Here is a 22,201-nt window from a genome sequence, read left to right on the forward strand (position 1 = left end):
TTTTTACTAATTACTAATTACTAATTACTAATTACTAATTACTTGCTTGTTAAAACAATGTTCCAGTGGGTTGTATCTTCTTGACTTGGTGAGAGTGTTCCAATTTTAAAATATTTCGATGTGGTTTCCCATAGGGTATATGTTTTGCCTCTATGCTTTTTTTGTTTTCCAGTGGCGGGGATGTTCAACCCTACGATAGAATGCCTATAAAAATCACTATTAGCAATAGCGACGTCATAATCAAACTGTGATAAAATGGTGTAAATTAATACCGTTCTAGTGTCACAATCTCCCTTTAAGTTAGCTATAAATGAAACTGGATTTTGAATACCAAAAGGAATGTTTCCAATGCAGCAGTCTGGACAATCTTCCAAGATATTTTTAATACTACTATCTTCATAGCTTTCGGGGGCTAAACAAGCATCTTGAAACACAAAGGAATACGGTATGTCTTGAATACAGCTTACGACCATTTCGGCAAACTCCATTTGATTGAGTTTTTTTGAAGCGTGTATTTCTTGAAACATATTAAATATAAGATCTAAGCTCGGACCATCTTTGGTAGCCATAGTTTTATAGAGCTGTCCCCAGTAATTTTCGTTATTATTAGGGGTATAGGTGCTCATATGATTTTTGAGACGTGAGTAGTCTTTTTGGCGTACCGTTAGTTTTCCAGTATATGGATTACCATAGTTGTCTTTCCATTCTCTATTGGACGTAAATACAGGAATTGTGTCGTTGTTTTCTATAATACTATCGGTAGCAACAATTTCTTCTTCTGAAAACGTTGGATATGGCTCAATAACTAGAAACTCATTTAAAAATGTTCCCAGAAAACGAAGTCCGACAATAATTACTGTGATGAGAACAACGTTGATAAGCAACGATTTTACCGTAGGCTTCCCCAACAAATAATTACTTAAAACAACAGAAAGCGCTAATGAGATAAGCAGCGCAATAACATCTGGAAGTCCCAGAAGAAATTTACTCACTCCAAAGGCAACAATCGTAAAAACAAACAACACAAAAACCCATAGACACCCATTGCTGTTTTTTACTCCTTTTAGATTCATCGGTACACCTTTATATTTTATGAAATACGGCCTACTGTTCCTAAATACTTGTCACTATTTTAAAGTACCATCAAATTGCAGCCTCGGATATCACTTGTGTCAAATCTGCCTAAAATTTCAAAGCTACCATCATTGTTTACTTTGCCTAAATCTTGAGTCGCTATAAAAGAGCAGGAATATAGGTTTGCTAAATCGATGATGTTCATCCCGCCAGTTTTATTTTTTATAATTGACAGCGGGTCGTTGGTGTCTCGTGTTAGAACTTTCATCCAGGGAGGGCATTTAAAAACACCCTCGCCTTTTGAATAGGCTTGCGAAAGTAATTCAGTCATACCATATTCACTGTGAATTTTTGAAACCCCAAAACCTTCTTTTAAAATACCGTGTAATGCTTCTTTGACTAGTTCTTTTCGACGGCCTTTCATTCCGCCCGTTTCCATAATAATCGTGTGTTTTAATTGTAAAGGTGCTCGTTCAATTAAGTCTAACAATGCATAAGAAACACCGAGTAAGATTGTTTTTTGATGATTGCTTTCAAGCGTTTCTATGACAGTTTTTAATTCGGATAGATTATCTAAATAAAATCCGCTTGAAGGATGTTTGCTCTGCTTAATAAGAGCGTCTGCCATAAATACTAAAGAGGAGCCACCGCGCTCGAGATAAGATGGTAATAATGCAAGAATACAATAATCGCTTGGGTTTCCGTAGGTTTTTATGAACCCTTCGGTAAAACTTTTAGAGTAGGTTTCAAGGCTAGCAATATGATGTTGGCTCGTTATAGTTCCTGTGGTGCCGCTGCTAGAAAAAACAATTTCAGCTGTTTTGTTTTTTGAGAGTATGGTCGCTTTTTTAAAAAATTCAATAGGTAAAAAAGGAATTTCTTCAACCGTAGTTACCTGCGTCGGAAATTTATTTAAAAGGGTGCAATAGCGATTGTAAGTTTCAATATTTTCATATTGAAACTTAAATACCTTTAATGCTTCAGCTTCAAATTCTGCCGAACTATTTATTCTGAATATAGTATTTGCTACGATACTGTTTTTAGTTTTATGAATTACAAAAATAGGTAATAAAAAAGGCTCCCTTTTATTGGGAGCCTTAATAATACTATTTTGTGCAATATTTATTTAACTACTAATTTTTTAGTAGTGCTTGTTCCGTTTTGAGAGATGTTCAATAAGTAAACACCTGCTGAAAGAGAAGCAATATTTAAACGGTTTGTAACTTGTGTAGCGATTATCTGCTTTCCTAAAATATTGTATACTGAGACTTCAACAGTACCTCTGTTTTTAGAAGTGATGTTTACAAAATCGTTTGCTGGGTTAGGGTACACTGCAAATTGGTTTGCAGCAATATCTTGATTTCCGAGAACACCCTCCACAACTATATTGTCAAAGAAAAAAGCTTCAGAAGTTGCGTTCATCCTAGCCTCAATAACTAACTGTATCATTGTGTCAGGAAGCAAATTAGCAGTGCTTGAAACCCAAGCTCCTTCAATTCCTAAATCGTCGATATCTGAACCTGTAGTGTCTAAGATAACAACCTCATTATTATTAGTAAGATCTCTTACAAAAATACGTAATCTATCAGATCCACTTGAGTTTTGAGTGCCATCACCTTCGTAGCTGCTATCCATAGGGTCTGGATTTCCAGACACAAAATAATCCATTGTAAGTCCAGGGTTGCTCGCTCCTGCTAGACTTACAACATCAAATTCTAAGATAAAGTTACCATCGGCGTCACTAATTTGGTATCCTTGAACACCGTCTGTAAACCCGATATCTCCAGTAGGTTGAAAACTTGTAACTCCTACAAAATCACCATCTGTAAGGCCTTCACTAGGTGTGTCATAAGGGGTGTAACTTGCATTAAAGCCCATTTCGTCACTAGCAGCAGTAAAGTCTACTAAAGGTTCCATAGCATTGTTTATTAGGTCGTGCGCTACATTTGCGTCGCCGGTATCAGTATATTGTCCCATTACGGCATCAGGAATCTCAAAACTAGTTTTAGCGATTTGAGCAAAAGAAACTACACTTGCAAAAAGCGCAGCTATTAAGGTGATTATTTTCATGGTGTTTGGTTTTAATTGAGAGGTAAATATACATAAATAGCCTTAGTACATTAAAAGCAATTTATAATTTAACGATAGCTTAATATATGCTGTAGCAATAGTTTATATCTTTCCAGATTAAAATACGAGTCCTATTGTATTATTGAGATTCATTTTTTGAGTTAAAATAGTACCTTTACGAAACGAGTTATAAAATGTGCAAACAATGAAAAAAAAGGATATTACCATATTATTAGTGGATGATGAGCCAGATATTTTGGAGATTATAGGGTATAACCTTTCTTCTGAAGGGTATAATGTGGTTACTGCAGATAATGGAATAAAGGCTATTGATAAAGCAAAAAAAGCAAAACCACAACTTATTATTTTAGATGTTATGATGCCAGAAATGGATGGTATAGAGGCGTGCGAAAAATTGCGGGCAGTCCCAGAACTTTCTGAAACAGTAATTGCTTTTTTAACAGCACGTGGGGAAGATTATTCTCAAGTAGCAGGTTTTGAAGCGGGTGCAGATGATTATATTACGAAACCAATAAAGCCAAAGGTGCTGCTTAGTAAAGTAAAAGCGCTCTTGCGTAGATTTAAATCTACAGAAAAGTCTCAAGACAGTGTTCAGGCTGGCAATATCACCATAAACAGGGAGGAATATAAAATTTACGTGGGTAAACAAGGAATGGTGCTGCCAAAAAAGGAATTTGAACTTTTAGCATTGCTTGCATCTAAGCCCGGGAAGGTTTTTAAAAGAGAAGAGATTTTAGACAATGTGTGGGGTAACGAAGTGGTGGTTGGTGGACGCACAATAGATGTTCATATCCGAAAATTAAGAGAAAAATTAGGAGACAAAAAATTCAAAACTATAAAAGGAGTTGGCTATAAATTTGTAGTTTAATGTCAAGCAGTTTTAGAAAAACATACCGTTTTGCTGTCTATACTTCTTTGTATATTGCCTTGCTTTCCACGTCCATATTAGCCGTCTTTTTATACATGAAGGATACTATTGACGTCCTTTTTTTATTAACTTTAGCAATCGTGCTATTTGTGGTTTGTTTTATTTTTATCCAATCTAGGCTAGAACGATTTATCTATAAACGTATTAAAGGTATTTACGACGAAGTGTCTTTACTAGATGCTACTTCTTTGAGTCAAAGTCAAATATCTACAGATATGGAAACACTTACAAAACAAGTAGTGCGTTTTGCCGAAAATAAAAAACTAGAAATTGAAACTTTAAAGATTAGAGAAAACTACCGCAAAGAGTTTATAGGGAATGTGTCTCACGAATTAAAAACACCCCTTTTTACGGTACAAGGCTACATTCTAACCCTGTTGGATGGTGCCTTTAAAGATAAAAAAGTTAGAAAAAAATATTTAAAGAGAGCAGGAAAAGGTGTTGAAAGACTCATTTATATAGTGAAAGATTTAGACATGATTTCAAAACTCGAAGTAGGAGGATTGATTCTTAATAAAGAGGAGTTTAATATCATAAAATTAATCCAGAATGTTTTTGATTCGCTAGAGATGAAAGCAGCAAAAAAAAATATTTCGTTAGTTTTTGACACAAAATACCCCAAGCCCATAAAAGTATACGGTGATCAAGAACGGTTGCAGCAGGTATTAATCAATCTTGTTGTAAATTCCATCAAGTATGGACAACAAGATGGTACGACTGAAATAAGCGTGGAGCACTTAATTAAGAACAAGGTTATTGTTCGGGTAACAGATAATGGAGAAGGTATTGAAGCTTCAAATCTTACCAGACTCTTTGAACGCTTTTATAGAGTGGATAAAAGTGGTTCTAGAAAAGAAGGGGGTAGTGGTTTAGGATTGTCCATTGTAAAGCATATTATAGAGGCTCACAATGAAAAAATTTATGTTGAAAGTGAATTTGGTGTAGGTTCAGAATTTTCATTTACTATGGAAAAGGCTAAAGAGTTTACCGAAGTCTAAATCGGTCTGGATATTTTTTAGTCCTGAGTACGAAGTAATTTTTGATAAACTTTTAACCGAAAAATCTTCTTGTGCACAGTGAGGGGTAACCCCTAATTGATCCAGTCTTTTAGCTAGATATATTTGTTCATATTGCCCTGGTGTGGGGATAAAAAAGGCTTTTTTTTCCAATATAGAAAGGTCCATAATTGTCGTATACCCAGATCTTGCAATCACTAAGTCACTTGCATTAATTGCTTTTGATAAAGCATCTGTAGTTAAATAGTTTACAATGGTAATATTGTCAAAATGGGCTGTTTTTTCATTTGCTTCAATGACACCACGCACGAGCAACGTTTGTCGGTCATCATCTTTAAATTCTGACAACAATTTATTTTCGAGAAGCGTCCGTTGTGGTTCTGGTCCTGATAAAATAATAATGATATCATATTTTTTTTTAACCTTCATTTTTGTCATTCTACTCAAAGGGCCAATATACTGTGTGTTCAACTTAAGTGCATCTGTATAGCTCAATTTTCCGCTAAGGCTTTTAATACCTGGAAGGTCGGGTATCCAACATGTAGTGAATTTATTGATATATTTTTGTTGGAGCTTTCCAGTGAGTTTTGAGGTGTTTCCACTAAGAACATTTATTTGATGTGTTATAAAGACTGAAGGGATTGTTTTATTTTGAACACCCCATCGGTTGTCACTAATAATTCCTTGAACACTTCTTTCAGCAATAAGCTTTGAGATTGCTTTTCTCTCTCCAGAAATTGTTTTTAAAATGTGTGGGATTTTTAAAAATAATTTCCACTTCAAATGAGCCCCTTTTTTTGCGTAAGAAATATCATAAGATGGTAATTCTATACTTTCAAGTTTAGGAAATTCTTTTTGAAGTAATAATAAAGCCTGTCCATCACTAGCTATGATTACTTTAAAACCATGTATGATAAGCTCGTTGATTATAGGAATACAGCGGGTAGCGTGTCCAAGCCCCCAATTAAGTGGAGCAACTAATATGGTTTTTCGTTGCATCATCTAAACAAAAGTACTAATAATTGCTGCTGCGGTATATTTCCTTAATTTTACCAAAAAATTAAATTTTGGGTAGTAAAAATAAATTAAAACGGTTTAGAGAAAATGATAACTTTACAAACGTCATCCAACCGACTAGAGAAGAGGCGGTTATAGACGGATTAAATTTGAAAGGGAACTGGAATAAAAGTTTCTTTAAAAATGACAATCCTATTGTTTTAGAACTAGGTTGTGGTAAGGGAGAATACTCTGTAAACCTAGCTAAAATGTATCCTAATAAAAATTTTCTAGGGGTAGATATTAAGGGAGCAAGGTTTTGGCGTGGGGCTAAAACAGCGCTAGAAGAAAATTTGACTAATGTTGGTTTTCTAAGAACACAAATAGAGTTGATCGCAAATTTATTTGCTGAAAACGAAGTGGATGAAATCTGGATAACATTTCCAGACCCTCAAATAAAATATAAACGCACTAAACACCGTCTTACCAATGAAGAATTTTTAGAGAAGTATAAGTCCATATTAAAAAAGGATGGTGTGATGCATTTAAAAACAGATAGTGAGTTTATGCATGGGTACACCTTGGGATTACTTCATGGTTTAAGGGTGGAAATAGAATTTGCACACCACGACGTCTATGGAATTGGTGACGAGGCTCCAAAAGAAGTTGTAAGCATACAAACCTATTATGAATCGCAATATTTAGAAATAAGGAAAAAAATAACGTATATTAGGTTCAAGTTTAAGTAAAACTGCGTGTGGCTTTATTATTTATGATTGACTCATTATAGAAATTATACCCTTATATGGCGCTACTGCTCAACTTTATTATAGGCTTCTTGGCATCGTTCATGGGGGTTATTCCACCGGGCCTACTCAACATGTCTGCGGTTAAAATAAGCAAGAAAGCAGGTCGTAAGCAGGCTTTTTTGTTTTCAGCTGGAGTTTCTACTACGGTTGCAATTCAAACTTATGTTGCGCTTCTTTTTGCAAGATACCTCGACAAAAACCCAGAGATTATAGAAACGCTACAGCAAGTAGCCTTAGGTATTTTTATCTGCCTGACTATTTTTTTCTTTTTCATAGCCAAAGATACACGTCGAGAAGTTCCAAAAGATATTAGTAAAAGAAAGCGAACACGTTTTTTTTCTGGGATGTTTATTGCGTTTTTGAACTTACTTCCTTTGCCTTATTGGGTATATATAAGTATTACTTTTTCAGTTTGGTCTTGGTTTTCTTTTGAGCAAATTCCATTGATTGGAGCTATACTTGGATCAGCAATTGGAACTTTTATCATGTTGGCGTTATATATTCAGTTCTTTAAAAGTTTGAATGCTAAGAAAGAAAATCAGTTAAATATGAATTATATCATTGGGATCATAACAGCAATAATTTCCTTGATAACAGCATTTAAAATTTTTAGAGAATTTTAAAAATGGCAGAAACAGGTTTTTTTCAGAAAGTATATATGGTAGCTGAGCAAATCCCCTTTGGTAGAGTTACGAGTTATGGGGCTATTGCAAAATACTTGGGTGCTGCAGGAAGTGCTCGCATGGTTGGATGGGCGATGAATGCTTCTCATAATATTCCTAGTATTCAGGCTCATCGTGTGGTAAACAAACGAGGCTTATTAACGGGTAAACATCACTTTGATGGCACTAACTTAATGCAACAGTTGCTCGAGAGTGAGGGTGTTAAGGTGATCAATAATAAAATTCAAAATCTAGAAGAATTATTTTGGGATCCTATGAAAGAATTGCCTTAATATGTTCAAGATTAAGAGATAAAATATTTCTTTCTTTAGGGATTAACAATCTAGGTATCTGCCTTGTTTTGCCTTTTTGCAATATGTGATTGATTTTTTTGAAATTTAAGTATAATATACTCTATAACACCATCAATCATTTCAATCTTCCTCCTTTAAAAATTGAAGTATAACAAGTATCTTTGCCTTTAGAATCAATCTTAATAATGAACATAAATAAACAAGATATTCTCAATGCTTTGGGAAAAATTACAGTAGCCGGAGAGGGGCAAAACATGGTCGAGAGTGGCGCCGTTACTAATGTAATGACTTTTGCAGATGAGGTAGTCGTGGATATTACAATGACTACACCTGCATTGCACATTAAAAAGCGCGCAGAAGCTGATATTACAAAAGCAATCCAAGAGCACGTTTTTGCAGATGCTAAAGTAAAAGTTAATATAAAAGTAGAAGCTCCCGCGAAAAAAGAAAACCCCAATTTGATTAAAGGAAAGGCTATTCCGGGAATGAAAAATATTGTTGCAATCGCCTCTGGCAAAGGAGGTGTTGGTAAGTCTACCGTAACTGCAAATTTGGCAATTACATTGTCGAAAATGGGATTCAAAGTAGGAGTATTGGATGCTGATATTTACGGTCCGTCCATACCTATAATGTTTGATGTTGCAGAAGAAAGACCGCTTTCAGTCAATGTAGATGGAAAAAGCAAAATGAAACCTGTTGAAAACTATGGGGTCAAAGTGCTTTCTATAGGCTTTTTCACCAAACCTGACCAAGCTGTAATATGGCGTGGGCCCATGGCTTCTAAGGCTTTGAACCAACTTATTTTTGATGCAGACTGGGGAGATTTAGATTTTTTATTGTTGGATTTACCTCCTGGAACGGGTGACATTCATTTAAGTATCATGCAGTCATTGCCTATTACGGGTGCAGTTGTAGTGAGCACACCACAAAAGGTCGCGCTTGCAGATGCTAGGAAAGGAGTCGCTATGTTTCAGCAAGAAAGTATAGATGTTCCTGTTTTGGGAATCATAGAAAATATGGCTTATTTTACGCCAGAAGAATTGCCTGAAAACAAATATTATATTTTCGGAAAAGAGGGTGCCAAGAATTTAGCTAAAGATTTGGAAATTCCATTTTTAGGAGAATTACCACTATTACAGAGTATTCGAGAGGCAGGTGATATTGGACATCCTGCTGCTTTACAAACGGCTACACCAATTGAAGATGCCTTTATTAATATTACTAAAAACGTTGTGCGGGAAACAGTGAGACGTAATGAAAATTTACCTCCTACTGAAGCTGTGAAAATAACAACAATGGCTGGATGTAGCGCTATAAAATAATAGAATGACACAAGAAGAATTAATTCAAAAAGTCGAAACAGCTTTGGACGAAATTAGACCATTCCTTCAAAGCGATGGTGGTAACATAGCCCTCCTAGGAATAGAAGGTGGTACCATTGTAAAAGTACAATTAGAAGGTGCTTGTGTTAGCTGTAGTGTAAATCAAATGACCTTAAAAAGTGGTGTTGAGATGACTATTAAAAAACACGCACCACAAATTGAAAAAGTGATAAATATAGAAGCATAATAGTTAGCAATTAAAAAATATCCGCGATGGCGTACTGAGCGGAGCCGAAGTATGATTAAAACTGATATTCTAATAATAGGTGCTGGACCCACAGGACTTTTTGCTGTTTTTGAAGCAGGTTTATTAAAACTAAAATGCCATCTAATAGATGCACTTCCCCAGCCAGGTGGGCAGTGTAGTGAAATCTACCCTAAAAAACCCATCTATGATATTCCGGCTTTTCCAGAGATTCTGGCAGGCGATTTAGTAGCTAATTTAATGAAACAAATAGCGCCTTTTCAACCTGGATTTACGTTGGGAGAGCGGGCACAAACAATCGATAAACAAGAAGACGGAAGTTTTATTGTTACTACTAATAAAGGAACAAAACACCATGCGCCTATTGTAGCAATTGCAGGTGGATTGGGGAGTTTTGAGCCTCGTAAACCAACTATTTCAAATATTTCAGAATACGAAGACAAAGGGGTTGAGTACATTATTAGAGATCCTGAAATCTATCGAAACAAAAAGGTGGTAATTGCTGGAGGAGGGGATTCTGCTTTGGATTGGAGTGTTTTTCTTGCTGACGTTGCTTCAAGTGTCACCCTTGTGCATCGAAGAAACGAATTTAGAGGTGCTTTAGATTCTGTTGATAAAGTACAAGAATTAAAGGATGCAGGAAAAATAAAGCTAATTACTCCTGCTGAAATAATGGGTATTTTTGGAGATGATAAGGTAGAAGGTTTAAGTGTCAAACGAGGTGATGAAGTTTTTAATGAAGAATGTGATCATTTTATACCACTCTTTGGTCTTGCTCCAAAGTTAGGTCCTATTGGAGATTGGGGTCTAGAAATTGAAAAAAACGCCATTAAAGTTGATAATACATTGGACTATCAAACTAACATCCCAGGCGTTTATGCCATTGGCGATGTAAATACCTATCCTGGTAAATTAAAGCTTATCCTTTGTGGTTTTCACGAGGCTACATTAATGTGTCAAAGTGCATTTCAACTCATTTTCCCTGAAAAAAGATACGTGATGAAATACACGACTGTAGGTGGAGTAGAGGGTTTTGATGGTACAAAAAAAGAGGCTCCAAAGGCGGTTGTCAAAGCCATAGATTAATCACAATGATAGATATTATATTACATATCACAGATCGCGAAGGAACGCAGCACGATGTTGTTGCTCCTACAGATATGAATATGAATATCATGGAAGTTATAAGGTCTTATGAATTAGCTCCTGAAGGAACGATTGGTATTTGTGGAGGAATGGCAATGTGCGCTTCCTGTCAATGTTATATTGAAAGTGAACAGACGCTTCCTGAAATGAGTGATGACGAAGACGCTATGTTGGCCGAAGCATTCAATACCAAAGACAATAGCAGGTTGGGATGCCAAATTTACCTCACAGAAGAAATACACGGATTAACTATCACCTTGGCGCCAGAAGAATAATCTTGAAAATTTCAAATCAAACCTGACTTCCTTTCTTTGAAAGAAGTGTTGGGGAGAGATGTTTTTTGTTAAGATTCAATTTAAAAATGAATCTCTTTTAATTAAAGAATTCTTTGGCTAGTTTTAATCAGTTTTATAACTACTTAGTTTTTTAAGTCCTTCTTATATTCTTTTTATAACGCTCAATGTTCCGTCTTAGGCGCTGGCTATTTGCAATTTTATAAGAGAAATTGATTCATTTTTAATTTATAAGCCTGTAATACTTTGTGGATGAACATAAAGACTATCGTTAAAAAATGCAATGTCAATAGGTTCTGGGAATCGGGGACGATGTGCAGGCCCAATAATTGTGAATATATTATTATTGTTTCTTTTTCATTTTTTCATTTTTATAATACGTGGTTTAGCTACTTTTTGGATATCTATGACTGCAGGTATTATATTGTATCTTCTAATAGAAAGCGATATCCCAACTAATAAAACTTTAAAATCAACAACACAATTATGACAAATTTTCAAGATAGCTCTAAGTTTCCAATAGGAATTTCGACATTGCTTTTCTTTCAATTCTTGTTTTTTTAACTTATTCGCTCAAAAATGAAGAAGTGGATGATTCGTTAATTTATATCTCTGTTATTCTTGTATTAATAGGAGTTTTTATAGCAATTGGAAAAGTAAAGTTATCAATTGATAGTACACATATTAAATATGGACTATTTCCACTCCCAATGCGTAAAATCGAATTTAAGAAAATTGTTAAATATGATATAATTGAAATTAGCGCTTTTCAGATTTTTTGGGGATAGGATTAAGATCTTCAAAAAAATATGGAACAGGATATATAACAGACACTAAATACGCTTTGTTTTTTGAAAAATAAAATGGTGCAAAAGTGACAGTTTCTTTAAAGAACCGTGATGGGCTTATAGCTTTTATTGAAGAAAATGGGATTGAAATTGCTCAAGGTTTACCTTGGGAAGAATATTAATATTTCCGCATAAAAAAAGCGCCCATCAAATGAGCGCTTTTTAAATTCTTAAAATTTCGGCTTATTTAAAAGCATTCAAGCCAGTGATATCCAGCCCTGTAATCAATAAATGAATGTCGTGAGTACCTTCATAAGTCACTACACTTTCAAGATTCATCATATGACGCATAATTGGGTATTCGCCAGTAATTCCCATACCACCTAGCATTTGTCTTGCATCACGTGCAATTTTTAATGCCATATCCACATTGTTGCGTTTTGCCATAGAAATCTGAGCAGAGGTTGCTTTGTTTTCATTTTTTAATTGGCCTAAACGAAGACATAATAACTGTGCTTTTGTGATTTCAGTAATCATTTCAGCCAGCTTCTTTTGTTGCAATTGGAATCCACCAATGGGTCTGCCAAATTGAACGCGTTCTTTTGAGTACCTTAAAGCAGTATCGTAACAATCCATTGCTGCTCCTATAACTCCCCAAGCAATACCGTATCTAGCAGAATCAAGACATCCAAGCGGTGCTCCCAATCCAGATTTGTTGGGCAATAAATTTTCTTTAGGAACTTTTACATCTTGAAAAATAAGTTCCCCCGTAGCACTTGCTCTTAAAGACCATTTGTTGTGTGTTTCAGGCGTTGAAAATCCTTCCATTCCCCTTTCAACAACAAGACCGTGTATGCGTCCCTCTTCGTCTTTTGCCCAAACAACAGCAACATCACAAAAAGGAGAATTTGAAATCCATAATTTAGCACCGTTTAATAAATAATGGTCTCCCATATCTTTAAAATTGGTTGTCATTCCGCTAGGATTGGATCCGTGATCTGGTTCAGTCAAACCAAAAGAACCCATCCATTCTCCAGAAGCTAATTTTGGCAAATATTTTTTTCGTTGTTCCTCGTTACCGTATTTCCAGATAGGATACATTACTAAGGATGATTGTACAGACGCTGTAGAACGAACACCACTGTCACCACGCTCGATTTCTTGCATGATGAGGCCATATGATATTTGATCTAGTCCAGCACCGCCATATTCTTCAGGAATGTAAGGGCCAAAAGCACCTATCCCAGCAAGACCTGGAATAATAGATTTTGGAAATTTTGCATCTTGCGCCGCTTGTTCAATAATTGGAGAAACATCTCGCTTAACCCAAGCTCTTGCCGCATCACGAATGAGTTTGTGCTCTTCGGTTAAAAGGTCATCAATATTGTAATAATCTGGTGATTCAAATAAATCTGGTTTCATCTCTTGATATTTTATAATGCCGAAGATGAGTTATGAATAGCTCCCCTTCGAGTTATTTAATTTTTTATAGGCAGTTTAAGCCGAAAATTTAATAAGAATACAAAGGTAAATATCACAACGTGATTCACCTACATTTTTAAATAAAAATCTTTGACAAGTTCTTTATAATCTGAGGTATAATCGTGTCGAGATTTTTCAATGATAAGATTAGAGTGTGTAGGCGTGTTTTCCTCAAACGAAAATTCCAGTAAACATCTTTTTACTGCAGAAGATGCCGTTCCTTGAACGGAACATTTTCTTAGTAGAAATAAACGGTGTTCGTTGCAGGTTTCAATAAAATCATCTGAGACATCACTGGGGATTACCACTGCAAGAACACCCTTATCAGAAAGTAGATGCGCGGCACAGATGATTAAATGATCAAATGGTAATGCGTCAGTAAAACGAGCCATTGCACGTTGATGCTTGTCGATATTTGAATTTTGGGATTTTCGATTTATTTTATTTTCAAGAGGAGTTTCAAAAAATGGAGGGTTTGAAACAATTAGATCGTAGGGTTCAAAATCGGCTTCGTTAGGCATTTCCTGAGCAAATTCTTGTATCGATGAATGGTAGCAAAACAGGCGATCTCCCCAAGGTGAATTTTCAAAATTTGCGATACATTGCTCAAAGGCATTATCATCAATTTCGATGGCGTCAATACTTTCGGCAGTGCTTCTTTGTGCCAATTGTAAGGCAATAATTCCTGTTCCCGACCCTATGTCTAAGATGGAATTTGGTTTATTTTTAATAGAAGTCCAAGCGCCAATTAGTACGCCATCAGTGCCAATTTTCATAGCAGTTTTGTCCTGTTCTATTGTAAATTGTTTAAATTTAAAAGGAGAAGACGCCATTTTAGTAACTATTCAAGATACATTTCGATGAGGCCTTCTGGAACGTCCATCTTTATGATTTTTGCATCTCGATCAATAGCTTCTATAAACGCATCATTTATAGGAATAAGGACTTCTCTCCCATTGTTATTGATAACAAAAAGGTGTTGGGCAGTATGATCATTTACAGCTGTAATTACGCCAGCTTTTCCGTAAGATTTGTCTTCTACAGTGTAGCCAATAATTTCGTGGTAGTAAAACTTAGTTCCTTCTAGCGGAGGTAAAAAGGAGAGCGGTAAAAACAATTCTTTACCAATCAGTGCCATAGCGGCTTCATCGCTATAACTGTCTTCAAATTGCACCCTTAGCAAAGTAGATTTATGAAGGGAGCTTGATTCAATAAAAAATGGAATCAGTGTTTTGTGTAATTCCACAAAAACCGATTCCATTTCTAAAAATAATTCTGGGTCGTCTGTATCTAATTTAATAAGTACTTCGCCCTTAAAACTGTATTTTTTTACGACTTTGCCAACAAAGAAACATTCTTCTTTTTGCATTGTCTCTCAGTTTTATTTTTCTTCTTTAGCTTCATCTGCCGGAGGCGTTGCAGCTTCAGTAGCTGGAGCAGCGTCTTCAACAACGGCTTCTTCTACTACCTCAACTTCTGCACTAGCTTCAACAACTTCTGGAGTTTCTTCAACTACAGGAGCATTTGCAGCAATACGAGCTTCATTTGTTACTTTTTCAGCAGCCAATGCCGCTTCTTTTGCTTTTCCTTCAGCATCAGATAACTGTGTTTTTTTCGCGTCAACAGTTTTTCCTTTGTTTTCTAACCAAGCGTTGTATTTTTCTTCAGCTTGCTCTTCTGTTAATGCGCCTTTGCGAACACCACCGGCAAGGTGATTTTTCATCATTACTCCTTTGTAAGAAAGTATTGCTCTAGCAGTATCGGTTGGTTGAGCACCATTTTGCAACCACTGTACAGAACCATCAACATCAAGTTCAATGTGTGCAGGGTTTACATTAGGGTTGTAAACGCCTAGTTTTTCTAGGTATTTACCATCTCTTTTTGAGCGGGCATCTGCCGCTACGATCCAGTAAAAAGGTTTTCCTTTTTTACCGTGTCTTTGTAGTCTTATTTTTACAGGCATAAAATTAATTTTTGAAGTACGCGACTTCTGTTATAATTAGTAAAATCCAAAATTAGTAAAAGTGTTTTTCTAAAAGAATACTTCCAAGATTTTGGGTTGGCAAAGATACTTTAAATAATCTCTGTAAATCAAGAGTTTATTTTAATTTTTATACATTTGTCTAAATTATTTTCCATTATGAAAAAGCTAGGTTTTTTTTTAGTTCTTATTATTGGGGTATTTTCTTGTTCTGAGAACATTCAAGATCAAAGAGAGGGAGGAGCTTTACAGGTTTCTATAGATGGTGTTTTGTTCCAAGCTAGTAACGCTAGAGCCATACGTAATGAAGATGGAACTTACCTTATACAAGGGCTTTCTCAAAATCAAGATTTAAGTATTTTATTACCAGACGCAAGAGAAACAACCTATGAACTTGGCGGTTCTTCTGCAACCAACGCCACCTTTAAAAATTTTAAAGAAATTACTTATTTCACAAATCCAGGAGGGGGTGGGATGGTTACTATTTCGAATATAGATACCGAACGAGGTGAACTTACAGGGTCATTTTATTTTGATGCCATTGTAACCGCCGTAGATACCATTGCAGGGCGCAATGGTGTTTTTTATGAGGTTCCTATATTCAATGAGATAATCGTGCCTATCGTGGAAGAACCAGAAGGTATTCCTGTTACTGCTTGTGATAGTGGCACTTTTGTGGCTTCGATTGATGGAGATAATTTACAACAAGGTGTTAATTTGTGTGTGATGGCAGTTTTATATAAAGGGAAAATTGTAATTACAGCTTCAGATCCTGACGAGGAAATACAAATAAGAATTCCTTTTGAGGTGCTGGAGGGGGATAGTTTTGAGTTGCCTTCTCCTGGTATTGAAATGACCTATAAAGATACAACGACGGGGTCTATAGAAAGTGTGACATTAGGGGAGCTGTTTGTTTTTGAGTTTAATCCTTCATCAAGAATCATTAAGTGTTCATTCGGGTTTAGAACTGAAAACCATATAGTTTCTCAAGGAGGATTCAATGTGACCTATGAATAACTATTAATTTCTTTACGGTGTTATAGAAACATTGCTAAGTGAGAAGCGCTTTTAAATGATATGGTCAAAAACAATGGGCAGTAAATTTAAAGAGTAGCAGGAAAATAAAAAAAACTGAAACGCACGTTTCAGTTTTTTTTATGCGATTTTGTGAACAACTCATCACAACTTTTACCCCTCTTTGAAGGGCATTTTTTTATTTTTACCTTTGAATTTTAATCGGAAAAACCACCCGATTTATATTCAATCTCTTTTTCAACCTATACTTTACTATGTACTTAATTTTTGATACTGAAACTACTGGGCTTCCTCGCAATTGGAACGCTCCATTAAGCGACAGTGATAATTGGCCTCGTTGTATTCAAATTGCTTGGCAATTGCACGATGGCGTTGGGAACGTTCTAGAACATCAAGATTATTTAGTACGTCCAGAGGGATTCAATATTCCTTTTGATGCAGAGAAAATTCATGGAATTTCAACAGAGCTTGCGCAAAAGGATGGAATATCCCTGTCTGAAATGATGGTCAAGTTTCAAGAAGCATTGGCCAAAACAAAGTTTGTCGTAGGTCAAAATGTAGGGTTTGATTTAAATATTATGGGGGCCGAGTTTTTAAGACTTGGATTGGAAAACCCATTACCAGCAATGCCTCTTTTAGATACTTGTACTGAAACGACAGCAACACTCTGTCAATTGCCCGGCGGCCGTGGTGGAAAATTCAAACTCCCCACGTTAACTGAACTGCACAAATTCTTATTTCTTGAGCCTTTTGGGGAAGCCCATAATGCAACGGCAGATGTAGAAGCGACAACACGTTGTTTTCTTGAGTTGATTCGGCGCAAGATGTTCACTGCGGAAGCGCTAGACGTGCAGCCCGATTATTTTGAAAATTTTAGTACAGAAAACCCGACTGAAATCAAATTGATTGGTTTAAAACATATCAATTTAAAAAAGGCTTCAGAAAAGATTAGAAAAGAGTTGGAAGCTTCTTCTGTAACTGAAGAAATTTCTACTACCGAAATTCAAGAAAATATTGAAGCGCTAGAAGAGGCCCCTTTTGCCCACCTTCATAACCATTCTCAATTTTCCATCTTACAGTCAACTTCAAGCACTCAAGATCTTGTGGATGCCGCTATCGCAGATGGTCAACCCGCAGTTGCTATTACAGATACTGGAAATATGATGGGTGCGTTTCATTTTTCGCGTTCGGTTAATTCATATAATAAAACTTTGATGAGCGAGTATGACATTGCTCTGAAAGAATATGAAGATTTTGATGATACAGCCACAGATTTCGATGGGAAAGTGCCAGACAAACCGGAGGAGCCAACGCCATTAAAGGCTATAGTAGGTTGTGAGTTTTTTGTTTGTCAAAATCATCTAGACAAGTCACAAAAAGATAATGGCTACCAAATTGTGTTGCTTGCAAAGAATAAAAAAGGATACCACAATCTGATAAAAATGGCGAGTATCGCCTACACAGCTGGATTCTATTACGTTCCAAGAATTGATCGTGAAATCATTCAAAAATATCAAGAGGATATTATTGTGCTTTCGGGAGGTATGTACGGTGAAATTTCAAGCAAGATTCTAAATATTGGAACCAAGCAGGCAGAGGATTCGCTGCTGTGGTGGAAGTCGGCATTTGGAGCTGATTTTTATCTTGAAATTATGCGCCACGATCAAGAAGATGAAAATAGGGTTAATGGAATCCTTGTTGATTTGGCACGAAAGCATGAAGTAAAATTAATCGCTGCAAACAACACTTATTATATAGACAAAGAAAGTGCCAATGCGCACGATATTTTACTCTGTGTGAAAGACGGTGAGAAGCAGGCAACCCCCATTGGTAGGGGAAGAGGATACCGATACGGCTTGCCCAATCAAGAATATTATTTCAAGTCGCAAGCCGATATGAAACAACTATTCAAAGATCTGCCCGAAGCAATTGCCAACATAAGTGAAGTTGTCGAAAAGATTGAGCCTTACAGTTTACAACGTGAGGTGTTATTGCCCAAGTTTGACATTCCTGAGGAATTTAAAATTGCTCAAGATGAAACAGACGCTGGAAAACGTGGTGAAAATAACTATTTGAAACACCTCACATTTGAAGGCGCAAAAAAAAGGTATGGCGAAATCACGCTAGAGATAAAAGAACGGCTTGATTTTGAATTGCACGTAATTGCCGAAACAGGCTACCCAGGATATTTCCTAATAACTGAAGACTTTATCCGCGAAGCAAGAAATATGGATGTTTCGGTTGGGCCAGGAAGGGGTTCAGCTGCTGGTTCTGTTGTTGCCTATTGTCTTTGGATTACCAATATAGATCCTATAAAGTACGATTTGCTTTTTGAGCGTTTTTTGAATCCAGATCGTGTAAGTATGCCTGATATTGATATTGACTTTGATGATGAAGGTCGCAGTAAAGTAATGGATTATGTAATCGAAAAATATGGGAGCAATCAGGTAGCACAGATTATTACTTACGGTACCATGGCGGCAAAATCTTCCATTCGTGATACTGCAAGAGTACTTGATTTACCTTTATTTGATGCTGATAGGATTTCGAAGTTAGTACCAACAATGGCGAAGCTCAATAAAATTTTTGGTGCAACTGATCAAGAGCTTCGGCAGAAATTTAGGAGTGATGATTTGCCTAAAGTAAATGAATTGTTGACTATTTCGGCGGGATTGGGTCTTGAAGCCCAGACGCTGAACCAAGCACGAGTATTAGAAGGGTCTATAAGAAACACCGGGATTCACGCCTGTGGTGTGATTATTACTCCCAGCGACATAACCAATTTTGTCCCAGTAGCCACAGCAAAGGATAGTGATTTATATGTCACTCAGTTTGACAACTCGGTAGTGGAAGATGCAGGCTTGCTTAAGATGGATTTCTTGGGATTAAAGACCTTGACTTTAATCAAAGACACCGTAAAATTAGTGAAGCATAAACACGATGTAGACCTAGATCCGGATACCTTCCCCTTGGATGATGAAAAGACTTATGAGCTTTTCCAACGAGGTGAAACGGTAGGGATTTTTCAATATGAATCTGACGGGATGCGGAAGTATATGAAAGAATTGAAGCCTACGGTTTTTGCAGATCTTATTGCAATGAACGCTTTGTATCGTCCTGGGCCTTTGGAATATATTCCAAGTTTTATCCGTCGTAAAAATGGCGAAGAAACTATTGAATACGATTTGCCTGCAATGGAAGAATACTTGCAGGAAACCTATGGGATTACTGTATACCAAGAGCAAGTAATGCTCCTCTCACAAAAACTGGCAGATTTTAGTAAAGGTGATGCTGACGTACTGCGAAAGGCGATGGGTAAAAAACAGAAAGCGGTACTAGATAAAATGAAGCCTCGCTTTATTAAAAATGCAGAAGCTAATGGTCATGATTCTGCGAAGTTAGAAAAGATTTGGAAGGATTGGGAAGCATTTGCAAGTTACGCCTTTAATAAAAGTCACTCTACCTGTTATGCTTGGATCGCCTATCAGACGGCTTATTTAAAAGCGCACTATCCAGCTGAATATATGGCGGCGGTGCTTAGTAATAATATGAGAGATATTAAACAAGTCACCTTCTTTATGGAAGAGTGTAAACGTATGGGGCTTGAAATTTTAGGACCTGATGTAAATGAATCTTTTTATAAGTTTTCGGTAAATGATCGCGGTGCGGTTCGTTTTGGAATGGGTGCTATTAAGGGGGTTGGAGGCAATGCTGTTGCTACTATTGTAGCACATAGAAAAGATGGAAAATACAAATCTATTTTTGATCTTTCTAAGCGAATTGATTTGCGTGCGGCAAATAAAAAGGCCTTTGAGAATCTAGTATTGGCGGGTGGATTTGATAGTTTTGAGCACAATCGCTCGCAATATATGCATGACGAAGGAGATGGAACTCCATTTTTTGAGAAAGTATTGAAATATGCTGCCCGATACCAAGAGACTGAAAATAGTAGCCAAGTAAGTTTGTTTGGTTCAACAAGCGAAGTTCAAATTCCAGAACCTGTGGTGCCACCTTGTGAATCTTGGGGTACTATGAAAAAGCTAAAACAAGAGCGCGAAGTGGTAGGGGTTTATATTTCTGGACATCCCTTGGACGATTTTAAAACCGAGATGGAAACCTTTACCAATTGCAAGGTTGCAGATTTTAACGAGTTGGAGCGTTTTGTGAGTAAAGAAATGTGTTTTGGTGGTGTGGTAAGTGATGTACAGCATAAAGAAAGCAGGCAAGGGAAAGGTTGGGCTATTTTTACAGTGGAAGATTACGATGATAGTTTTGAGTTTAAAATCTTTGGAGAAGAGTATCTAAAATTACGTCATTTTCTAGTTCCAAATAGTTTTATCTATGGGAGAGTTTACGTTAAAGAAGGTTGGGTAAATCGGGATACAGGTAAAAAAGGAGATCCAAGATTGCAGTATAACAGTATGCAATTACTGCACGATGTAATGGATAGCCAAGCTAGAAAGTTGACATTACAAATGCCTATTGAATCTTTAAATTCAGAAAACTTAAGTACTTTAAAGGAGCTTTTTACGACTCATAAAGGGGACAAGCAAGTACATTTTACCATCTATGAAATGGCCGAAAAAGTAAAGCTAAATATGCCGAGCAGAACACATAAAGTTAAGATAAGTAATGAGTTGCTAGAGAAGATAAGCGGAATGAATATTAAGTATCGATTAAATTGAGAGTGTAAAGCATTATATCATTTTTATGCAATTACCTTAAAAAAAAGAGCTGATTTAGTGTCTTCATTTTTCGATATCAGCTTTGTTTTTGTCTTCAAGTTCGTTTTTCTGACTAATCGTCTCCCCTTGCGTGGTGAATGTAACTCCTTGTTGTCCAATGTGACCTAACATCACAGCTTGTATGATGGGTCTTGTTGGTTTTTTAGAGCCCCAGGTTACTAGGAATTTTGCGCCACTTCCTCCAGAAAGGTCTTCTTCGTCTATTACAAAATCTATGGTTTCTAATGTGTTGAGGTAGATGGGTTTCTCGACATAGTTGCGTATAAAGTTTCCTGCGGAGTCGTAATACCCTACTTCTTTAACATATAGTTCTTCGGTTCTACTCGTGTTGCGTATGCTTAGAGTTGCCGTTAGCAGTACTTTGAAATTTCTAGTGCGGCAATAAATATCTGAATAGATGGGAATATACACTTCTTCTTCAATAGGGAAGTTGAAGGAATGTTCTAATATATTTGGTTCGATACGAGCGTTCTCTTGTTGAAGTAAGGTTTTGTTAGGACGCTCGCAAGATACGAACGCCATTGAAAATAGTAAAATAAATAGTATGTTCTGCATCTAGTAAAGATAAGGTGTTTTTATGGAATTAAACAGGATGGGTTTTAAGTTGGAACACGAGTTTTGGGTCGGGTTGACAGTGGAAATACCACATCCTGTGAAACGGGTTCTTTAGACCAGTGAAAGAGTGGGGGTTTCTGTGCACAGCCTGGTTCGATTTTTTCTGGGGCACGAGCAAGTAATGGGAACCCCGTCTATAAATTAAACTAATATACGCATTGAGCAATCTAATATGACAGCAGTACCGTTTGGAACAAATTTTGACTACTTTTGTGCAACAGAATATTAACAAGGTTTCCGTAAACAATTTACGCTGAGTGCAGCCGAAGTTCGGAAATAGAAAATGAAATTAAAATGGCTTTAGAGATAACAGACGCAACTTTTGAAGAAACAGTATTAAAAAGCGACAAACCAGTTGTAGTAGATTTTTGGGCAGCTTGGTGCGGACCTTGCCGTATGGTTGGGCCAATCATTGACGAATTGAGCAACGACTACGAAGGTAAAGCAGTAGTAGGAAAAATGGATGTAGATGCTAATCAAGAATTTGCAGCAAAATACGGAGTACGAAACATCCCGACAGTTTTAATATTCGACAAAGGGGAATTAGTAGGGCGCCAAGTGGGTGTAGCACAAAAAAGTGTGTATGCAGAGGCGATAGATTCTTTGCTATAGTCCTTGGGCCTTTGGGCTTCTGACTAA

The 22,201-nt window shown here is 36.5% G+C and carries 22 protein-coding genes; 13 read left to right on the forward strand and 9 right to left on the reverse strand.

Features of this window, described 5'->3' with window-relative positions; genetic code table 11:
- Positions 1-38: 38 nt before the first annotated feature.
- The 3 genes from ABXT67_RS07440 to ABXT67_RS07450 are packed head-to-tail and all read right to left on the reverse strand — an operon-like array spanning position 39 to position 3,144.
- Positions 39-1,073, reverse strand: coding sequence for a hypothetical protein (locus ABXT67_RS07440; protein ID WP_415376636.1), 1,035 nt, complete (start codon positions 1,071-1,073; stop codon positions 39-41).
- Positions 1,074-1,132: 59 nt separating this feature from the next.
- Positions 1,133-2,200 (reverse strand): acyl transferase, encoded by a 1,068-nt coding sequence (locus tag ABXT67_RS07445; RefSeq protein WP_415376957.1) that lies wholly within the window; start codon positions 2,198-2,200, stop codon positions 1,133-1,135.
- A complete protein-coding gene (locus ABXT67_RS07450; protein ID WP_415376637.1) occupies positions 2,197-3,144 on the reverse strand; it encodes a T9SS type A sorting domain-containing protein in 948 nt (315 codons plus the stop codon). Before ABXT67_RS07450 ends, ABXT67_RS07445 begins: the two co-directional genes overlap by 4 nt.
- Before the next feature lie 205 nt (positions 3,145-3,349).
- Here ABXT67_RS07450 and ABXT67_RS07455 point away from each other — a divergent pair, with 205 nt between their 5' ends.
- On the forward strand, positions 3,350-4,033 hold the full coding sequence (locus tag ABXT67_RS07455) for a response regulator transcription factor (RefSeq protein WP_415376638.1): 684 nt from the start codon (positions 3,350-3,352) through the stop codon (positions 4,031-4,033).
- Positions 4,033-5,091 (forward strand): sensor histidine kinase, encoded by a 1,059-nt coding sequence (locus ABXT67_RS07460; RefSeq protein WP_415376639.1) that lies wholly within the window; start codon positions 4,033-4,035, stop codon positions 5,089-5,091. Before ABXT67_RS07455 ends, ABXT67_RS07460 begins: the two co-directional genes overlap by 1 nt.
- Here ABXT67_RS07460 and ABXT67_RS07465 read toward each other — a convergent pair.
- Positions 5,050-6,111 (reverse strand): glycosyltransferase, encoded by a 1,062-nt coding sequence (locus ABXT67_RS07465; RefSeq protein ID WP_415376640.1) that lies wholly within the window; start codon positions 6,109-6,111, stop codon positions 5,050-5,052. The two genes, ABXT67_RS07460 and ABXT67_RS07465, sit on opposite strands and share 42 nt — an antisense overlap.
- Before the next feature lie 65 nt (positions 6,112-6,176).
- On the opposite strand from ABXT67_RS07465, the gene trmB reads away from it, so the two are divergent.
- From trmB to ABXT67_RS07505, 8 genes are all read left to right on the forward strand, one after another.
- Complete coding sequence (gene trmB / locus ABXT67_RS07470) at positions 6,177-6,854, forward strand: tRNA (guanosine(46)-N7)-methyltransferase TrmB (RefSeq protein ID WP_415376641.1); 678 nt, start codon at positions 6,177-6,179, stop codon at positions 6,852-6,854.
- Positions 6,855-7,033: 179 nt separating this feature from the next.
- Positions 7,034-7,537 carry a lysine transporter LysE gene (locus ABXT67_RS07475; RefSeq protein ID WP_415376642.1) on the forward strand — a complete coding sequence of 168 codons (504 nt, stop codon included), beginning with the start codon at positions 7,034-7,036 and terminating at the stop codon, positions 7,535-7,537.
- 2 nt (positions 7,538-7,539) lie between these two features.
- Complete coding sequence (locus ABXT67_RS07480; protein WP_415376643.1) at positions 7,540-7,869, forward strand: MGMT family protein; 330 nt, start codon at positions 7,540-7,542, stop codon at positions 7,867-7,869.
- A gap of 206 nt (positions 7,870-8,075) precedes the next feature.
- Positions 8,076-9,212 (forward strand): P-loop NTPase, encoded by a 1,137-nt coding sequence (locus ABXT67_RS07485; protein WP_415376644.1) that lies wholly within the window; start codon positions 8,076-8,078, stop codon positions 9,210-9,212.
- A gap of 4 nt (positions 9,213-9,216) precedes the next feature.
- Positions 9,217-9,459 (forward strand): NifU family protein, encoded by a 243-nt coding sequence (locus tag ABXT67_RS07490; RefSeq protein ID WP_415376645.1) that lies wholly within the window; start codon positions 9,217-9,219, stop codon positions 9,457-9,459.
- Between the two features lie 51 nt (positions 9,460-9,510).
- Complete coding sequence (locus ABXT67_RS07495) at positions 9,511-10,563, forward strand: NAD(P)/FAD-dependent oxidoreductase (RefSeq protein WP_415376646.1); 1,053 nt, start codon at positions 9,511-9,513, stop codon at positions 10,561-10,563.
- 5 nt (positions 10,564-10,568) lie between these two features.
- A complete protein-coding gene (locus ABXT67_RS07500) occupies positions 10,569-10,898 on the forward strand; it encodes a 2Fe-2S iron-sulfur cluster-binding protein (RefSeq protein ID WP_415376647.1) in 330 nt (109 codons plus the stop codon).
- 605 nt (positions 10,899-11,503) lie between these two features.
- The gene (locus ABXT67_RS07505) at positions 11,504-11,704 is read left to right on the forward strand and encodes a hypothetical protein (protein ID WP_415376648.1); all 201 of its coding nucleotides are present in this window, start codon (positions 11,504-11,506) and stop codon (positions 11,702-11,704) included.
- Between the two features lie 243 nt (positions 11,705-11,947).
- On the opposite strand, the gene ABXT67_RS07510 is transcribed toward ABXT67_RS07505, so the two are convergent.
- The 4 genes from ABXT67_RS07510 to ABXT67_RS07525 form a co-directional block, all read right to left on the reverse strand.
- Positions 11,948-13,126, reverse strand: a complete 1,179-nt coding sequence (locus tag ABXT67_RS07510) for an acyl-CoA dehydrogenase family protein (RefSeq protein WP_415376649.1) — start codon at positions 13,124-13,126, stop codon at positions 11,948-11,950.
- 128 nt (positions 13,127-13,254) lie between these two features.
- The gene (locus ABXT67_RS07515; RefSeq protein WP_415376650.1) at positions 13,255-13,962 is read right to left on the reverse strand and encodes a tRNA1(Val) (adenine(37)-N6)-methyltransferase; all 708 of its coding nucleotides are present in this window, start codon (positions 13,960-13,962) and stop codon (positions 13,255-13,257) included.
- A gap of 65 nt (positions 13,963-14,027) precedes the next feature.
- Positions 14,028-14,555: a ribosome maturation factor RimM gene (gene rimM, locus ABXT67_RS07520; protein WP_415376651.1), complete on the reverse strand. Its 528-nt coding sequence runs from the start codon at positions 14,553-14,555 to the stop codon at positions 14,028-14,030.
- Positions 14,556-14,567: 12 nt separating this feature from the next.
- Positions 14,568-15,149 (reverse strand): 30S ribosomal protein S16, encoded by a 582-nt coding sequence (locus tag ABXT67_RS07525; protein ID WP_415376652.1) that lies wholly within the window; start codon positions 15,147-15,149, stop codon positions 14,568-14,570.
- A 177-nt stretch (positions 15,150-15,326) separates the two neighbouring features.
- Between ABXT67_RS07525 and ABXT67_RS07530 the strand changes: the two genes are divergently transcribed.
- Complete coding sequence (locus ABXT67_RS07530) at positions 15,327-16,184, forward strand: DUF6252 family protein (RefSeq protein ID WP_415376653.1); 858 nt, start codon at positions 15,327-15,329, stop codon at positions 16,182-16,184.
- Between the two features lie 272 nt (positions 16,185-16,456).
- Positions 16,457-20,887: a DNA polymerase III subunit alpha gene (dnaE, locus tag ABXT67_RS07535; protein WP_415376654.1), complete on the forward strand. Its 4,431-nt coding sequence runs from the start codon at positions 16,457-16,459 to the stop codon at positions 20,885-20,887.
- 63 nt (positions 20,888-20,950) lie between these two features.
- Here dnaE and ABXT67_RS07540 read toward each other — a convergent pair whose 3' ends face one another.
- The gene (locus tag ABXT67_RS07540; protein ID WP_415376655.1) at positions 20,951-21,502 is read right to left on the reverse strand and encodes a DUF3124 domain-containing protein; all 552 of its coding nucleotides are present in this window, start codon (positions 21,500-21,502) and stop codon (positions 20,951-20,953) included.
- Positions 21,503-21,856: 354 nt separating this feature from the next.
- On the opposite strand from ABXT67_RS07540, the gene trxA reads away from it, so the two are divergent.
- Positions 21,857-22,174: a thioredoxin gene (trxA, locus tag ABXT67_RS07545; RefSeq protein WP_415376656.1), complete on the forward strand. Its 318-nt coding sequence runs from the start codon at positions 21,857-21,859 to the stop codon at positions 22,172-22,174.
- Positions 22,175-22,201 lie beyond the last annotated feature (27 nt).

This window comes from Patiriisocius sp. Uisw_017 (assembly GCF_047731265.1).
In the GTDB taxonomy this organism is placed as follows: domain Bacteria; phylum Bacteroidota; class Bacteroidia; order Flavobacteriales; family Flavobacteriaceae; genus Patiriisocius.

Bases quoted from the DNA above. Each gene is read 5' to 3' on its own strand.
- ABXT67_RS07440 (WP_415376636.1), bottom strand. From the start codon at position 1,073: ATGAATCTAAAAGGAGTAAAAAACAGCAATGGGTGTCTATGGGTTTTT.
- ABXT67_RS07450 (WP_415376637.1), bottom strand. From the start codon at position 3,144: ATGAAAATAATCACCTTAATAGCTGCGCTTTTTGCAAGTGTAGTTTCT.
- ABXT67_RS07455 (WP_415376638.1), top strand. From the start codon at position 3,350: ATGAAAAAAAAGGATATTACCATATTATTAGTGGATGATGAGCCAGAT.
- ABXT67_RS07460 (WP_415376639.1), top strand. From the start codon at position 4,033: ATGTCAAGCAGTTTTAGAAAAACATACCGTTTTGCTGTCTATACTTCT.
- ABXT67_RS07465 (WP_415376640.1), bottom strand. From the start codon at position 6,111: ATGATGCAACGAAAAACCATATTAGTTGCTCCACTTAATTGGGGGCTT.
- ABXT67_RS07480 (WP_415376643.1), top strand. From the start codon at position 7,540: ATGGCAGAAACAGGTTTTTTTCAGAAAGTATATATGGTAGCTGAGCAA.
- ABXT67_RS07485 (WP_415376644.1), top strand. From the start codon at position 8,076: ATGAACATAAATAAACAAGATATTCTCAATGCTTTGGGAAAAATTACA.
- ABXT67_RS07490 (WP_415376645.1), top strand. From the start codon at position 9,217: ATGACACAAGAAGAATTAATTCAAAAAGTCGAAACAGCTTTGGACGAA.
- ABXT67_RS07495 (WP_415376646.1), top strand. From the start codon at position 9,511: ATGATTAAAACTGATATTCTAATAATAGGTGCTGGACCCACAGGACTT.
- ABXT67_RS07500 (WP_415376647.1), top strand. From the start codon at position 10,569: ATGATAGATATTATATTACATATCACAGATCGCGAAGGAACGCAGCAC.
- ABXT67_RS07510 (WP_415376649.1), bottom strand. From the start codon at position 13,126: ATGAAACCAGATTTATTTGAATCACCAGATTATTACAATATTGATGAC.
- ABXT67_RS07515 (WP_415376650.1), bottom strand. From the start codon at position 13,962: ATGAAAATTGGCACTGATGGCGTACTAATTGGCGCTTGGACTTCTATT.
- rimM (WP_415376651.1), bottom strand. From the start codon at position 14,555: ATGCAAAAAGAAGAATGTTTCTTTGTTGGCAAAGTCGTAAAAAAATAC.
- ABXT67_RS07525 (WP_415376652.1), bottom strand. From the start codon at position 15,149: ATGCCTGTAAAAATAAGACTACAAAGACACGGTAAAAAAGGAAAACCT.
- ABXT67_RS07530 (WP_415376653.1), top strand. From the start codon at position 15,327: ATGAAAAAGCTAGGTTTTTTTTTAGTTCTTATTATTGGGGTATTTTCT.
- dnaE (WP_415376654.1), top strand. From the start codon at position 16,457: ATGTACTTAATTTTTGATACTGAAACTACTGGGCTTCCTCGCAATTGG.
- ABXT67_RS07540 (WP_415376655.1), bottom strand. From the start codon at position 21,502: ATGCAGAACATACTATTTATTTTACTATTTTCAATGGCGTTCGTATCT.
- trxA (WP_415376656.1), top strand. From the start codon at position 21,857: ATGGCTTTAGAGATAACAGACGCAACTTTTGAAGAAACAGTATTAAAA.